The following is a 15346-nucleotide window of genomic DNA, read 5'->3' as shown; positions in this document are numbered from 1 at the left end:
ATAGGAGGCCTTGTAGACCCCTTTGGGATTACTGTTGCGCTTAACCTCTCGGCTGACTACCGATTTGTCCCTGCCGATGATAACGGCGATCTCCGAGATCTTCTTTCCGCTCGCTCTGTAAGCCTGGATTTCGTACCTTTGTTCCAGGGTTAAATGTGATTTTTCCATTCGCAATTCAAAAGTCGTTTTTTTCCCTTAAACATGCCAATTGGGGGTACCCCCAATTGGCATGTTTATTTCAACCTTTGTTGCATTTCTTAATTGAACTTACGCTATCCAAGCTAGATATTTCCAAAGCGCATTTTCAGGCTCCTAAAGCCGATAAGGTCAGTTTCGAACTGGAGATCTTTAGCGGAATTGTCCGAAATGCCAGAGTATGCCGGAGGGGTCATGCATAAAGCATTCCTTGCCCCAAATTTCCTCCCTGATAGGCGTCAACCTGACGCTTGCATATTTCTGATGCAATCCGAGACCTTGAAGTTCATTCCAATACCGATCGACATCGTCGACCTCAAGAAACAACATCGAATTGTCTACCCAGTCTTTGATGTAGGCATTTTGCAGGTAAAATCCCAGCATATCCGAAACCTTGAAATAAGACATGCTTTTTGAGATAATCGATTCTTCAAATCCCAGGTCGTTGTAAAAGTGACGGGATTCATCGAAATTTTTGGTTCCAATAAAGGCCCTTATTGATTTTGCCGTATGTTTCATATGACCGTGTTTTTATGTTAAGCGTGTTTTCTGTTTGTAAATAGGATTTTAGTTCCAACGGCTATGGTCCAACCAATGATGCCCAAAACGATTGTCCTAAATCCGAGTAAACCTATGAGATTATACTTGTTGAATAAAGCGAATATGCCGAGCAAGATAAGCAACAATCCATAATAGCCTATCCATTTTGGGAATTTCTCGCTGCGGATGATAAGTATCGACCAAATACCAATCGACAAGGCAAATGCTGCGAACATAAGGTAAGCCGTCGGCATATTGATGTTGTCGCCATAAGCGCGTATCGTATTGACGATATTGAAGTCGATATTTCTCAGGGCGGCTTTGGAAAGAAATAGGGGCAATGTGAGGCCATTGATCGTTGCTGCCACCATTGCGGCAAAAAGGCCGAAACAAGATATGATAAACGAGAGCATGGAAATCTTGCTTTTCGTTAGCAATGCATTCGACAGCCCCCAAAAGCCAAAAGCAATGAAAGGCAAGCTTAAAATAGCCAATGAATGGGACGTGATCAGTATGGTTTTTATGTTGAGTATATGCTCCATGCTTCCACCACTTGGATGCAGTACCAGGGTTGCAGCCATTAGCGTAGACCCAATTACAAGACTGATGCTGGAAATTCTGCTGAATTCTTTGTCCATTTTTTGATTCCTCATGTCGGACACAAAACTCAGGTTTTTATTCCGTACACTGACTTGACTGAAATCAAGAAATGAAAATCAATGCTTTCCTCTTATTCTGCTCAACGTTTCAGGAGCCATTTTCAGGTACGAGGCTATGTACTTCAATGGAAAACTTTGCAGTAGCCGTGGCCGATGTTCCAGGACATAATTGTATTTTTCGGCGGGCGTCATGGTATTGTCGAAAAACTGCGTACGCACGGCGGCTGGTTGTAAAAGTTTGCCCAGTTGAAAAAATACGGGCGAGATTTCTATCAATTTGTGAATGGAGTGAATATTCAGTTCCAAAATCTCGCTGTCGGCATACGCCTTAATGGTGTCAAAAGATGGTTTTTGCGTAATAAAGCTCGTGTTATTCAGGAACCATTCATTGTCTACGTGCAGTTCAATGATGTTTTCGTCCACGTCGTTCATCCGGTATTGATAGAAAGCCCCTTTTATGATAAAATAAATCGCGCTGCAAACCTGTCCCTCCTTAAGTAGGATATCATTCTTTTTCAACTGTCTAAATTGGGCGTGCGCATGGATCATGTTGAACTCACTTGCCGAAAAATCACCTATTTTTTCCAGCGCTTTATTGACTATTGATTGTTGTTCCATATTTTCCTGTTTCGCTTCATTTACCTCCTAGTTGTAATTATACGAGCTATTTTCCGTTGTATGTCATCCAAAAATGGCTTTTCTTGAAAAAGAATAAAAATATTAGAAACTTCGTATACGATATATGGTTTAAATTGTAATTTAGCAGAATGTCTAGTTGAGACGTAGAGGAATACTAAGCTAACAATTGTTATAACGGTGGAATTTAATTTGAACATTGGTGAATATGGGTTTCCTTGCCCCTTGTTCGTCAAATAAACAAAAAACAATCGAATGAAATCAAGTACTAAGGAGGCTATTTACAATAGCGAAGTGCTTACGCGCTTTGAGTTGTACAATAGTCTTTTTCAGACATTACCATTTTATCAAGTAAAACATACTGGTCGACTGCTTCCTTTTTTTGCATCCCACGTCGAGCAGTCTATTCAGGACAAGCTAAATCCAGAGGACATTATAGAAAGTTTTTTCGGTCAGTATGAACAGTATGTTCAAGTGTCGGACAGAATGGATTTGCTATTTCGTATTATCCAATATATAGAAAGGCAGGTCGTGTTGTTTGATGCCGTAGAAGATGCGGCATTCTTGAAAACAGGAAGGGCGGACGATGCCGGATTGCTGGATGATTATTTGAAACTAACAGATAGCAATTCCGAATTTCGCAATCAGGTATTGGATAAGTTGAAGGATTTCTCTCTTCGCCTAGTGCTTACGGCGCATCCCACACAGTTCTATCCCGGTGAAGTATTGGCTATTATCAATGATCTGACCCATGCTCTGAAAGAGAACGACATCAATACCATAAACCTGTTGTTGCAGCAGCTGGGGAAAACGCCTTTTCTGCGCTTGGCAAAGCCTACCCCGGTAGATGAAGCGAGAAGTTTGGCCTGGTTTCTAGAGCACGTGTTCTATCACGCTGCTTCGGATATCCAAAGAACCATTGACGAGACTTTCGATATCTCCCCAGAGGATGAAAGGCAGATAATAGAACTAGGCTTTTGGCCAGGAGGCGATAGGGATGGAAATCCGAACGTAAGTGTGGAAAGCACCAAAGAGGTGTCAGCACTGCTGAGGACCATTTTGTTCCGCTGCTATTACCGTGATTTTAGAATACTGAAAAGACGCATTACTTTCAAAGGGGTAGAGAAGTACATGGCGAGGCTGCAAGATCTTTTCTATGAAAACAGCTTTAATCCCTCGGACAAGCCGCAGGATGTAAAGGAAGAAATCATCGACAACCTGGAAGAGATTAAAAGGGTGATCCGCGACTATCACGATAGCCTATTCATCAATATTGTGGACGATCTTCTACGTAAGGTGAAAATCTTTGGCAACTACTTTGCTTCGCTTGATATCAGGCAAGACAGTAGCGTGCTGCGCGAAACATTTGCCTATCTGTCGGAGAAATATCCCGAGGAGACCACAATAAAAGCCAACTTTTTCGATCTTCCGGAAGAGGATAAAGTAAAGGCAATACAATTCAATGAATTGGACCTATCATTCGGAGACGATGCAGATCCATTGGTAAAAGATACAATAGCCACCATTCGATATGTAAAGGACATACAATCGGCGGGAGGGACAAAAGCTTGCCATCGTTTCATCATTAGCAATTGCCAACAAGCTTCGGATATTCTGGAGCTCATGCAGTTGTTTTTGTGGTGTGGTTGGAAGCAAGACGAACTTTATGTGGATTTTGTTCCGCTTTTTGAAACGGTGGACGATCTGGAAAGGGCAGAAGATGTGATGAGGACGCTTTATTCTCATAAGACATATGCTGCGCATTTGGCATTTCTTGGCAATGGACAAACCATCATGCTTGGATTCTCCGATAGCACAAAGGATGGGGGCTACCTCATGGCCAACTGGTCCATCTATAGGGCGAAGATCGATCTCACTTCCATATCTCGTGAGTTTGATGTTGATTTGACATTCTTTGACGGTCGTGGAGGACCTCCCGCACGCGGCGGCGGTAAGACGCATAATTTCTATGCTTCGATGGGAGAGGAGATTGCCAACAATCATATCCAATTGACTATCCAAGGGCAAACCATCAGTAGTCAATACGGTTCTTTTGATTCGGCAAGGTTCAATATCGAACAGTTGCTACATGCGGGGATTGCTTCGGCCATGCACAAAAATCCAGGGGATACACTTGACAGTGAAGAGAAGGAATTGATCGATAAGATGGCCCACTATAGCCATCAGAAGTTTATGAGTTTAAGGCACGACCCGCTCTTCTTGCGTTACTTGGAAGAGTTGAGCCCTCTTAAGTTTTTATCATCCATTAATATCAGCAGTAGGCCAGTGAAGCGCAACTCGGAGGCCAAGTTGCGCCTAGAAGACCTGAGGGCCATTAGTTTCGTTACGGCATGGTCTCAATTGAAACAAAGCGTGCCGGGCTTTTATGGTCTTGGCACTGCCCTGCAACAGGCCGATAAGGACGGTCGCTGGGATGAGGTGGCTAGGCTGTACCATAGTTCTGGTATGTTTAGAACGATCATTGACAACAGTATCATGGCCATGTCTAAATCTAATTTCGATATCACTTCTTATTTGGAGAAAGACGCGGAGTTTGGAAATTTTTATGTGATGCTGAGAGATGAGTTCTACCTCACCAAGGAATATGTCTTGCGTTTGAGCGATAGCAAGGTGTTAATGGAGAAGTATCCGATAGAACGCAAGTCTATTTCCATCAGGGAGAAAATTATCCAGCCACTCGTTATTATCCAGCATTACGCGATCAAGATGCTCCATAAAACGGAAAATAGTGATCCGCAATATGAAGTGCTAAGCAAGTTATTGACACGTACGGTTTACGGCATCGTCAATGCTGGAAGAAATTTGGTTTAATAAGTTTAAACTTTCCTAAAGTTCCGACGTTTTAAACTTTCCTAAAGTTTGGAACTTTAGGAAAGTTAGTCGAGGGAGGTTTCGAACTTTAGGAAAGTTTACGTTTAAAAGTTTAAAGGTTTATAAATAAAAAATATATTTTTGTAGACCATATAAGATAAATAAAGGCTATTAACCAAATGGTGGTCATCAAGCGATAGCGCGTACCGCCATTATAAAAATGTTTTTTAGATGAAGAGCAAAAAAAGAGGATTTCTCTCAGGGGCATTGGCTGTTGCGACATTGGTCTCTATGAATGCATGTACCACTGTAGGTGATAACAAAACGCCGAACAACTTGTATCTTACCAATGCTACCAAGGCCGATAACGAGGCTTATACCTTTTTCAGAGCGGTTTATCAAACTGCAAGTGACGAAGTTGCCTTTGCCAAGCAGCTGGATGCCAAGGGTAGTGGCGAGGCTAAGCAGGTGGCCAGTAAGGTATCTGTCCAGTATCAGGCAATATTGGAAAAGGTTGCCCAACTTGCCACCGATGCCGATGTGCTCATTCCGCAGCCCGGTTTGGCCAAATTTGAACTGGCTCATGGTCTTGACTCAGCGCAGGCGGATGTTTTGGGAGAAGCATACCTGAAATCATCGGTTAAGAACCAGCAAAAGGTAATAGCGCAGTTCAAACAAGTAGAGCGCAATACTAGTTTGCCATTGAGGGACTATGCCCAAGAGGTGTTGCCTGCATTGGAGGAGACGTTAGCCTCCATAGCACCTTCTGAAGGTCATTCTTCGCACCATTAAAGGTACATGGCACCATTTAAGGTGTTCTTGGAATAGATGTTTTTGAACACTTGTAGGCTGTGCACGAAACAAGCATGGGCTATAAGTGTTTTTTTATTTGTTGTTTTTCCTAAAAGAATATAGATCATGTCCATAAAACCCGTAGTAGCAGGTATCCTTTCCTATGGTATGTCGGGAAGGGTATTTCACGCGCCATTTCTTGAGATAAACAAGCATTTTATTTTTCGTGCCGTGGTGGAAAGATCCAGAAAGATAGCCAATGAGCGCTATCCTCATATTATCAGTTATGATACTGTAGAGGAGTTAATAAACGATCCGGATATAGAGCTTGTCATTGTCAATACACCTAACCAAACCCACTACACCTATGCCAAGCAAGCCTTGCTCGCTGGCAAGGACGTTTTGATTGAGAAACCCTGCGCAAATAATAGCAAGGAAGCAAAGGAGCTTTTTGAAATGGCCGAGAAAAGTGGACAAAAATGCATGGTGTTTCAAAACAGGCGTTGGGACAGCGATTTCAAGGCTGTGAAGCAGGTAATGCAGAGCGGCATACTTGGAGACCTGATTGAATTTCACGTGCGATTCGATCGCTATCGACTGGCAAAGAGTGCGAAACTTTTCAAAGAAATAAAGCAGGAGGCTAGTGGTCTAGCATATGATTTGGGGCCACATATGTTGGATCAGGTAATTTCATTGTTCGGCAAACCTTTGAAGGCCATCAAAGTTTGTGGTTCACATAGACCAGGTTCGGAAGTGGATGATTACTTCAGTTTTATACTCAGCTATCCCAATGGGTTCATGGTATATGTTACGGGAAGTCTTTTGGCAGCACAGCCACTGCCAGGCTATGTGGTAAATGGTGTCAAGGGCTCGTTCCAGAAATCCAGATCAGATGTGCAGGAATTGCAGTTGCAGGAAGGGGTGCTGCCTAGTGATGCCGATTATGGCGTAGAGGAAGCTGGACAGGAAGGTCTACTGACGGTAGTGGACGAGGTGGGAGATAAAGTAGTGAGTTTTAGGGACGGATTGAAAGGGAACTATAGCAAGCTGTTCGATGCCGTATATGAGCAAATTAGGCTAGGCAAACCTTATCCAATCACTGCCGAACAGATTTTATGGCAGATGGAATTGCTGGAGCTGGACGTATGGAATAACTGAATCTAAAGAAACCGCTTTTTTATGTCGTACCTAGTCACAGTGAATAGACGATTGCCGTATGTCAATAGGGAAATCAGTTGGCTGGCATTCAACGATAGGGTGCTACAAGAGGCCTCGGACCATCAAGTACCCTTGATAGAGAGGTTGCGTTTCTTGGCTATTTTTTCTTCCAATCTGGATGAATTCTACAGGGTTCGTGTGGCAACGCTCAATAGACTTAGCAAGCTTAATACAAAGACCAAGAACTTGCTGGGATTTAGTCCCAAAAGGATATTGAATGAAATTAAATCCATCGTGTTGCGTCAGGAACAACACTTCGATTACCTTTTTGAAAAGGAGATTATCCCACAGCTGGCTTCACATCGCATCTACGTTATCAAAAGTGGAGAACTGGATGAGGAAAAAGGGAATTACGTAAGGCATTATTTTCGAGAAAAGATTATGCCCAACCTAGTGCCATTGATACTGAAAAGTAACTATGCAAAAGGTGAGTTTCCCGAGCTCAAGGACAGACGGATCTATTTTCTGGTGAAGCTTATACAAGGTAAAAGGAAACGCTATGCCTTGGTGGAGATTCCTACAAAAGTTCTTGATCGGTTTTTGCAGCTACCCAGCTCCAGTGGCGGAAGGTATGTCATACTGTTGGAAGATGCAATTCGTTATTGCTTGGATGAGCTTTTTTTTATTTTTGAACATGATAAAATAGAAGCCTATGCTATTCAACTTACGCGAGATGCCGAGCTAGATATAGATCCTAATGTAAATGAGAAGTTTATAGTTGCTCTGACAAAAAGCTTGCAAACTCGTGGAAAGGGCAAGCCCATGAGGCTTCTGTACGAGCGCGAAATACCTACGGATATGTTGAACTTTCTTGTGCGAAATATGTATATCCCACAGGAAACGCTTATCCCTGGCGGTTTATATCTTAATTTCAGGGATTTCATATCATTTCCCAATATTGGAGTAGAAGATTTGGAGTATCAACCCATGCCGCCCTTGCCCATTGCGGGGCTTCAGTTGGGCAAGAGTATCTTCTCACAGATTGCCAAAAGTGATTTTCTAGTCAGTCTTCCATACCAATCTTTTGATTATATCATTCACTTCTTGCGCGAAGCAGCAATGGATCCCAAGGTTTCCGAAATCAATATAGCGCTGTACCGCCTGGCCGAGAATAGTAAGGTGATCAATGCGCTTATCAACGCGGCAAAAAACGGCAAACACGTCAATTGCCTCATTGAGCTCAAAGCAAGGTTTGACGAGGAAGCCAATATCTTCTGGAGCAATAAGCTCATAGAGGGAGGGGTGAAAGTTTCCTTTAGCCCGTTGGAAATCAAGGTTCACTCCAAGATTTGCTTGGTATCTAGGCGCGAGCACGGGAAAATCCAGCATTACGCCAATTTGGCTACAGGGAATTTCAACGAGAAGAGTGCGAAGACCTATTGCGATCACAGCCTATTTACAACCAACAAAGACATCACCTACGACCTGTCTTACATTTTTAAAAGGATGTTTGGTGGGAAATTGAACAAAAAGTGCAGGGTGCTCGTTCCATCACCAACGGATATGCGAAACAAGTTCATGGGCTTGATAGATAAAGAGATGAAACGGGCCAGGGGAGGAGGAGAAGCCTATATGATTTTGAAGATGAATAGTTTGTCTGATGAGCAAATGGTATTGAAACTATATGAGGCAAGCTGTGCTGGAGTGAAGATACAGCTCATCGTTCGGGGGATGTGCTGTCTTGTGCCAGGTGTCAAAGGCATTAGCGAAAATATCACGGTGCGCAGCATAGTAGATAGGTACTTAGAGCATGCTCGCGTATATATTTTTGGCAATGGTGGCCAAGAGCTGATGTATTTGTCTTCTGCCGACTGGATGACGCGCAATTTAGATAGGCGGGTAGAAGTTAGCTTTCCTATATTGGACAAGCGGATACAACAAGAAGTTCGGGATATGATCGATATCCAATTGCGGGATAATACAAAGGCTAGGGAAATGAAGAGCAATAAGAAATGGAAATATGCCACTCGGAAACCTGCCGAAGAGGTGCATAGGGCGCAACATGAAATATATAGGTACTTAAAAGCGAAAAACAATTGATATGAGATATGGAGCGATAGATATCGGGTCGAATGCCATTCGGTTGCTTATTGCCGAGAAGCAAAAGGAGTCTGATGGTAGGTTTGGATTTACCAAAAACACGTTGTTACGGATACCGTTGCGCTTGGGAAAGGATGCGTTTACGAAAAAATACATAAGCGATGAAAAGGCAGACGCTCTGTTGAAGTCCATGCAGGCTTTTCGAAATCTAATGGATGTATTTGAGGTGGGGCCGTATATGGCCTGTGCTACATCGGCCATGCGCGAAGCTAAAAATGGAGTATATCTGGTAAAGAAAATTGCTGACCTAGGTATCAATTTGGAAATAATAGACGGGGCTCGTGAGGCGGAGATCATTTATAGCAGTCATGTGGAGGAACGCTTGGAAAAGGGCAAGAATTACCTTTATATAGACGTTGGGGGAGGAAGCACAGAGCTTTCGCTCTTTGAAAAGGGAAAGCTAATAGATGCCTGCTCCTTCAATTTGGGTACCATCCGCATCCTGGATGGTCAGGATAAAAAGGAAACTTGGGAATCCATGAAGCAGTGGGTGAAGGGGTACAAAAAGCAGATAGGGGATTTTGTGGCCATTGGTACGGGAGGCAATATAAACAAGTTGAAAAGCATGGCCAATCTGAAGCCAGGTAATCCGATATCGTACATCAAGCTGCGGAAACAATATGAATTTATAAAAGAGCATAGCCTGCAGGAAAGGATAGATATCTTGGGCCTTAAGCCCGATAGGGCGGACGTGATCGTGCCCGCCTGTACGATTTTTTTGCAAGCCATGCGCTGGGGCAGGGCAAAACAGATTATCGTCCCTCAGGTAGGACTGGTAGATGGAATCATACAGCTTTTACTGGACGAAGAATATAAAAAGGCAAAATAAAAAAGCTTTTTGTAATTCGCTTCAATTGTTCTATTTTTAGCGCCCAATCTCCTAAACGCATCAGCTTAGCCTGATAGGCAACGTGCAAGAGCGGTTCGGGGTGGCAAATAACGGAAATAATCAAGATGAAAATTTTAAAATTTGGTGGTACTTCTGTGGGAAGTCCCGAGCGTATGAAAAAGCTTCTGGACATCGTCAATCCCGCGGAACGTCAGATCGTGGTACTGTCTGCCGTATCTGGCACGACAAATGCTTTGGTAGAAATTGCTTCGGCTTACTCGACAGGCGATAAAAAGAAAGCCGAAATACTGATCAAGGAACTGCATGCCAAATACAAGGATTTTGTCGATGAGCTGTTTGCGACGCAAGAAGGCAAGTTGAACGGAAAAGAGCTGATAGACTATCACTTCAATTTGATCGCTTCCTTTGCCACTGAGCTATTTACTCCTTTAGAAGAAAAAGTTATATTGGCACAAGGAGAGCTTATATCCACTACTCTGTACCATTTTTATCTAACGGAGATAGGGGTTCGCTCCAAATTGTTGCCTGCGCTAGACTTCATGAAAATTGATGAAGACAATGAGCCTATGATCGACTACATCGGTGAGGAACTGGGCAAGTTGTTGAAGGCCAACGCAGATCATAATTTTTTTATCACCCAGGGTTATATATGCAGGAATTCCTTTGGTGAGATCGACAATTTGCGGAGAGGGGGAAGTGATTATACGGCATCCCTGATAGGTGCGGCTATCAGGGCCGATGAGATACAGATATGGACAGATATTGACGGTATGCATAACAACGATCCGCGCATCGTCAAAAACACGAAACCCATAGCCCACCTCACCTTTGACGAGGCAGCGGAACTCGCTTATTTCGGAGCCAAGATACTGCATCCACAGAGTGTATTCCCGGCACAGCGCTATGGTATTCCCGTACGTCTGCTAAATACGATGGATCCCAGCGCATTTGGCACCTTGATCAGCAAGGACGGTGCTGCCAAAGGGCAAATTCGTTCCATAGCGGCAAAGGACGGTATTACGGCCATTCATATCCACTCTTCGCGTATGCTATTGGCATATGGTTTCCTGCGCAGGGTGTTTGAGGTATTTGAGCGTTATAAGACTCCCATTGATATGATCACTACGGCGGAAGTTGCCGTGTCGCTTACCATAGACGAAACTCGTTATCTGGCCGAAATCGAAAAGGAGCTGAACGACTTTGGGAAAGTGACGATAGATACCGACCAGACGATCATCTGTGTGGTCGGCGACTTCAGCATGAACGCACATGGCTATGTAGCGCGCGTGCTCGATGCCGTGAAACATATCCCCGTTCGTATGATCTCTTACGGAGGAAGTGAATACAATATATCTATCTTGGTGGATACCAATGACAAGGTGGAGGCACTACGCTCCTTGCACGATCGTTTATTTTAATGGGATATCAACACAACATGTTTACGAAAAATATTATTGCCGAGCTTGAACGAAGGGAAACTCCCCTTTACTATTATGACCTGTCCTTGCTTCGGGATACCTTACAAAAAGCCGTGGATGCTGCCGCACCTTACGGATACCATATACATTATGCTCTCAAGGCCAATTTCAACGATAGAGTTTTACAGTATATACAACAGGCTGGCATAGGGGCAGACTGCGTGAGTGGCAATGAAGTGCTGAAGGCCGTAGAAATAGGCTTTTCTCCCGACAAGATCGTATTTGCAGGTGTGGGTAAATCGGATAAGGAAATCAACCAAGCTTTGGATGCGGGTATTTTCGCATTCAACGTGGAATCTGTACAGGAGCTATCCGTTATATCGCAGCTGGCACGGGCAAAGTCGGCAAAAGCCCGTGTGGCCTTGCGTATCAATCCCAATGTAGATGCCCATACGCACCATTATATCACCACTGGACTGGATGAAAACAAGTTTGGCATCAAAACTTGGGAGCTGAACGACTGCCTTGCTACCCTGAAAGCCAACCAGGAAAATATAGAACTGATAGGGATCCATTTTCATGTTGGATCGCAAATCACGGATCTCAACGTATTCAAGAGCCTATGCACAAAGGTAAATGAGTTTAACCAGTGGTTTGATGAGCGAGGCTATAGAGTGAAGGTGTTGAACGTGGGAGGAGGCCTTGGTGTTGACTACCAGGAGCCTGATGAGCGGCCCATCGTCGATTTCGAAGCTTACTTTTCTATTTTCGATCAATTTCTCCCCAAGTTTCCGGGGCAGGAGGTGCATTTTGAGCTGGGCCGTGCCTTGGTGGCGCAATGTGGAACATTGGTAAGCAGGGTGCTGTATGTTAAAAATGGACTCAAAAAGAATTTCCTCGTTTTGGATGCCGGCATGACCGAATTGATGCGCCCCGCACTGTATCAGGCCTATCATAAGATAGAACGCCTTTCTATGGATGCTCCGCATGGCGAAGCTGTAAAATACGATGTGGTAGGACCGATATGCGAAAGTACAGACTGTTTTGGCAAAGAGGTAACCCTGCCTGTTTCCCATAGGGGAGACCTCATCGCCATTCGGACGGCAGGCGCCTATGGAGAGGTGATGGCCTCCAGGTACAACCTGCGCAATGAGATCAGGTACCTGTACAGCGACGAAATAGAAGAATAATCGTTCTCTGTGTTTTCAAAGCAATTGGTCTATCTCCTTAGCCAAGGCCTCGTCTTTCTCTGTCACTTTATTGCCTGCATCGTGCGATGAGAGCCATATCTCCACCTTGTTCCATTCATTGGTCCATTTGGGATGATGCTTATGGCTTTCGGCCAATAAAGCTACCCGAACCATAAAGGCAAAGGCTTGGGAGAAATTCTCGAACTCGAATGATTTGTATAGGCTATCTTGCTTTGTTTCCCACATGATGACATTGATTTAATGTTATAAGGGAACAAGTGCGGATGCGTTTTGTTCGATCTGTAAAATCACGTAAGTTTGTACAATGAACTTTTCATCCAAGCTGCTGGAAGCAGCGGTCAATGAATTTAGTCGTTTGCCGGGAATTGGGCAAAAGACGGCCTTGCGCTTGGTACTCCACCTATTGGACCAACCCAATGCGGAGGTATCTAGGTTCAGCGAGTCTTTGCTGAAGCTGAAAACCGAAGTTTGCTTTTGCGAGCTATGCCACAATATTTCCGATCAGCATGTCTGCGAGATCTGTAATTCACTTAAACGCGATAAGCGGATGATCTGCGTGGTGGAAGATACCCGGGACGTGATGGCCATCGAGAATACCAATCAATACCAAGGCGTGTACCATGTATTGGGCGGGCTTATCTCTCCTATGGACGGCATAGGCCCCTCCGACCTAAAGATAGAAAGCTTGATAGAACGGGTGGCTAAGGGCGAGGTGGAGGAGGTAATATTGGCATTGAGCGCTACTATGGAGGGCGATACCACCATATTTTACCTCTATAAGCGGCTTAAGGATTTTGACATACAGATAAGTACAATAGCCAGGGGAATAGCTTTTGGGGGCGAATTGGAATATGTGGACGAGGTGACGCTGGGCAGGTCTATACTCACCCGGGTGCCTTATGGCAAGAATATAGCTTAACGATCAATTTGCGTATGTTTTACAAGAAAAAGGTAGTAGTTATTACTGGTGCTACTTCGGGTATTGGATTGGCATTGGCTAGGCATCTGGCGTCCGAAGGGGCTAACTTGGTGCTGGGTGCTAGGCGATACGTAGACCTATGTCAGATAGCACAGGAGCTGGAGGCAGCTCATGGCATACGAGCCGTGGCCGTGGCTTGCGATGTCTCGGTAGAAGAGGATTGTAAGCAGTTGATTGCTCAGGCTATGATGACCTTCAAACGAATAGATATATTGATAAATAACGCGGGTGTGAGCATGCGTGCTACCTTTGACGAGGTAGCACTTCAGGTGCTGCGGCGCCTGATGGACGTCAACTTTTGGGGTACGGTCTATTGCACCAAATACGCCTTGCCCGAATTGCTCAAATCCAAGGGGTCTTTGGTAGCCGTTTCTTCCATTGCTGGTTATAGGGGATTGCCCGGACGCAGCGGCTATTCGGCATCCAAATTTGCCATACATGGTTTCTTAGAGTCCTTGCGCGTGGAAAACCTGTATTCGGGCTTGCACGTACTGCTCGCCTGTCCTGGTTTCACAGCATCCCATATTAGGCAAACCGCTTATGATAAAGATGGGAAGCAAACGGGCGAGACCAATATGGACGAAGGTAAGATGATGAAAGCCGAGCTTGTGGCCAAACGGATTGCAAAGGCCATGGCCAAGCGACAGCGAACGCTGGTGCTCACCACGCAAGGCAAATTGGCCGTATTTTTTAACAAATGGATTCCGGCGTGGGTAGATAAGAAGGTGTATAAGCTATTCGCAAACTAGTTCTCCCTAATGAGCAGCTTGGCGGCGAATACTTTCAATGCCTGTTTCCGTTGCTCGGGAGCTTTTATCTGTTCAAGGGCTTGGTATGCACGGTCAGCAAAAGTATTTTTCAGCTTCTCGGCCTGTTGTTTGATCTCGAGCTGGTCATAGATGGCAGTGATCGCTTTCACCTTTTCTTCTGCATCGTGGGGATTTCTATTGCTGATCCACGATTGCAATAAACCTAGCTTTTCGCCTGTAGCCAATTGCATGGCCTTGATGAGCAACCAGGTTTTTTTGTTTTCCAGGATATCTCCTCCCACCTGCTTGCCAAACTTGCTTGGATCGCCGTAGACGTCCAGTATATCATCTTGAATTTGGAAAGCAATGCCCATGTTGACACCAAAATCATAGATATGTTCCACATCCTCTGCGGGTGCGTTGGCCAATATAGCTCCAATCTTCAGCGCCGTGCCTATCAACACCGAAGTCTTCAGCCGAATCATTTGAATATATTCGTCCTCGCTTACCGATTCCCTGGATTCAAATTCCATATCGTACTGTTGGCCTTCACATACTTCCAATACCATCTTGTTGAACACGCGGAGTACTTCATATAAGTACTGTTGCGGTACTTCTGCCAATAGTTGATAGCTGAGTATCATCATGGCATCGCCAGAAAGGATGGCCGTATTCACCGTCCATTTCTCATGTACGGTAGGCTGCCCGCGACGCAAAGGAGCCTTGTCCATAATGTCGTCGTGCATGAGCGTGAAGTTGTGAAATACTTCGATCGCTAATGCCACAGGGATGGCCGGTTTGATATCGACTGCAAAGAGATCGCTAGCCATCAGCGTGAGTACAGGCCTTAACCGCTTTCCGCCCAAGCGCAGGAAATAGGTTATGGGTTCATAAAGTAAATGTGGTTCTTGAGGAAATTTCTTTTCTGCTATGGACTGGCTGACAATATCCTGTAGCTCGCTAAGTGAATACATGGGGCGAATTTAGCCATTATTGCCAAATAATTTGATATTTCGGGCGAGGTATTGATGCGGATACTTTTCCTCCTTTATTATTTGTGATTAATAGTTGCTAAAACGGTTTTTTATTTTTTACTTTACAAAAGTTATAAATCTATTTATTCGCAATTAGTTCATGGCTTCTATCCGTATTTGCTCGGTAGGCAGG

The 15346-nt window shown here is 44.4% G+C and carries 15 protein-coding genes; 9 read left to right on the top strand and 6 right to left on the bottom strand.

Translation table 11 applies throughout. The features are described from left to right. From A37S_RS26650 to A37S_RS0110930, 4 genes are all read right to left on the bottom strand, one after another. Positions 1 to 168: helix-turn-helix domain-containing protein (locus A37S_RS26650; RefSeq protein WP_084163862.1), on the bottom strand; the 168-nt coding region annotated here is incomplete at its 3' end. Positions 169 to 348: 180 nt separating this feature from the next. After that, on the bottom strand, positions 349 to 714 hold the full coding sequence (locus A37S_RS0110940; RefSeq protein WP_028297016.1) for a VOC family protein: 366 nt from the start codon (positions 712 to 714) through the stop codon (positions 349 to 351). A gap of 17 nt (positions 715 to 731) precedes the next feature. Next, on the bottom strand, positions 732 to 1388 hold the full coding sequence (locus tag A37S_RS0110935; RefSeq protein WP_028297015.1) for a hypothetical protein: 657 nt from the start codon (positions 1386 to 1388) through the stop codon (positions 732 to 734). Between the two features lie 63 nt (positions 1389 to 1451). Continuing rightward, positions 1452 to 2012, bottom strand: coding sequence for a Crp/Fnr family transcriptional regulator (locus A37S_RS0110930; protein WP_051293032.1), 561 nt, complete (start codon positions 2010 to 2012; stop codon positions 1452 to 1454). Between the two features lie 273 nt (positions 2013 to 2285). On the opposite strand from A37S_RS0110930, the gene A37S_RS0110925 reads away from it, so the two are divergent. The 7 genes from A37S_RS0110925 (at position 2286) to lysA (ending at position 12430) form a co-directional block, all read left to right on the top strand. Next, a complete protein-coding gene (locus A37S_RS0110925) occupies positions 2286 to 4862 on the top strand; it encodes a phosphoenolpyruvate carboxylase (protein ID WP_028297013.1) in 2577 nt (858 codons plus the stop codon). Positions 4863 to 5093: 231 nt separating this feature from the next. Beyond that, positions 5094 to 5654, top strand: a complete 561-nt coding sequence (locus A37S_RS0110920; RefSeq protein WP_028297012.1) for a DUF4142 domain-containing protein — start codon at positions 5094 to 5096, stop codon at positions 5652 to 5654. Between the two features lie 126 nt (positions 5655 to 5780). Then, the gene (locus tag A37S_RS0110910) at positions 5781 to 6812 is read left to right on the top strand and encodes a Gfo/Idh/MocA family oxidoreductase (protein ID WP_028297011.1); all 1032 of its coding nucleotides are present in this window, start codon (positions 5781 to 5783) and stop codon (positions 6810 to 6812) included. A gap of 21 nt (positions 6813 to 6833) precedes the next feature. Further along, positions 6834 to 8912 (top strand): polyphosphate kinase 1, encoded by a 2079-nt coding sequence (gene ppk1 / locus A37S_RS0110905; RefSeq protein WP_036602240.1) that lies wholly within the window; start codon positions 6834 to 6836, stop codon positions 8910 to 8912. A 1-nt stretch (position 8913) separates the two neighbouring features. Further along, positions 8914 to 9801, top strand: coding sequence for a Ppx/GppA phosphatase family protein (locus A37S_RS0110900; RefSeq protein ID WP_028297009.1), 888 nt, complete (start codon positions 8914 to 8916; stop codon positions 9799 to 9801). A 125-nt stretch (positions 9802 to 9926) separates the two neighbouring features. Continuing rightward, complete coding sequence (locus A37S_RS0110895) at positions 9927 to 11240, top strand: aspartate kinase (protein ID WP_028297008.1); 1314 nt, start codon at positions 9927 to 9929, stop codon at positions 11238 to 11240. Positions 11241 to 11257: 17 nt separating this feature from the next. Further along, entirely contained in the window at positions 11258 to 12430 is a 1173-nt protein-coding gene (gene lysA, locus A37S_RS0110890) for a diaminopimelate decarboxylase (RefSeq protein ID WP_028297007.1), read from the top strand. Positions 12431 to 12445: 15 nt separating this feature from the next. On the opposite strand, the gene A37S_RS0110885 is transcribed toward lysA, so the two are convergent. Beyond that, the gene (locus A37S_RS0110885; RefSeq protein WP_028297006.1) at positions 12446 to 12676 is read right to left on the bottom strand and encodes a 4a-hydroxytetrahydrobiopterin dehydratase; all 231 of its coding nucleotides are present in this window, start codon (positions 12674 to 12676) and stop codon (positions 12446 to 12448) included. A gap of 79 nt (positions 12677 to 12755) precedes the next feature. Between A37S_RS0110885 and recR the strand changes: the two genes are divergently transcribed. Together recR and A37S_RS0110875 are read left to right on the top strand one after the other, a co-directional pair. Beyond that, positions 12756 to 13370: a recombination mediator RecR gene (gene recR, locus A37S_RS0110880; RefSeq protein WP_028297005.1), complete on the top strand. Its 615-nt coding sequence runs from the start codon at positions 12756 to 12758 to the stop codon at positions 13368 to 13370. Between the two features lie 14 nt (positions 13371 to 13384). Then, entirely contained in the window at positions 13385 to 14179 is a 795-nt protein-coding gene (locus tag A37S_RS0110875) for an SDR family oxidoreductase (RefSeq protein ID WP_028297004.1), read from the top strand. Here A37S_RS0110875 and A37S_RS0110870 read toward each other — a convergent pair. Continuing rightward, complete coding sequence (locus tag A37S_RS0110870) at positions 14176 to 15153, bottom strand: polyprenyl synthetase family protein (protein WP_028297003.1); 978 nt, start codon at positions 15151 to 15153, stop codon at positions 14176 to 14178. The genes A37S_RS0110875 and A37S_RS0110870 overlap by 4 nt on opposite strands. Positions 15154 to 15346: the final 193 nt, after the last annotated feature.

It is taken from the genome of Olivibacter sitiensis DSM 17696 (assembly GCF_000427965.1).
Lineage (GTDB): Bacteria > Bacteroidota > Bacteroidia > Sphingobacteriales > Sphingobacteriaceae > Olivibacter > Olivibacter sitiensis.
This window is presented reverse-complemented; position numbering and strand designations above follow the sequence as displayed.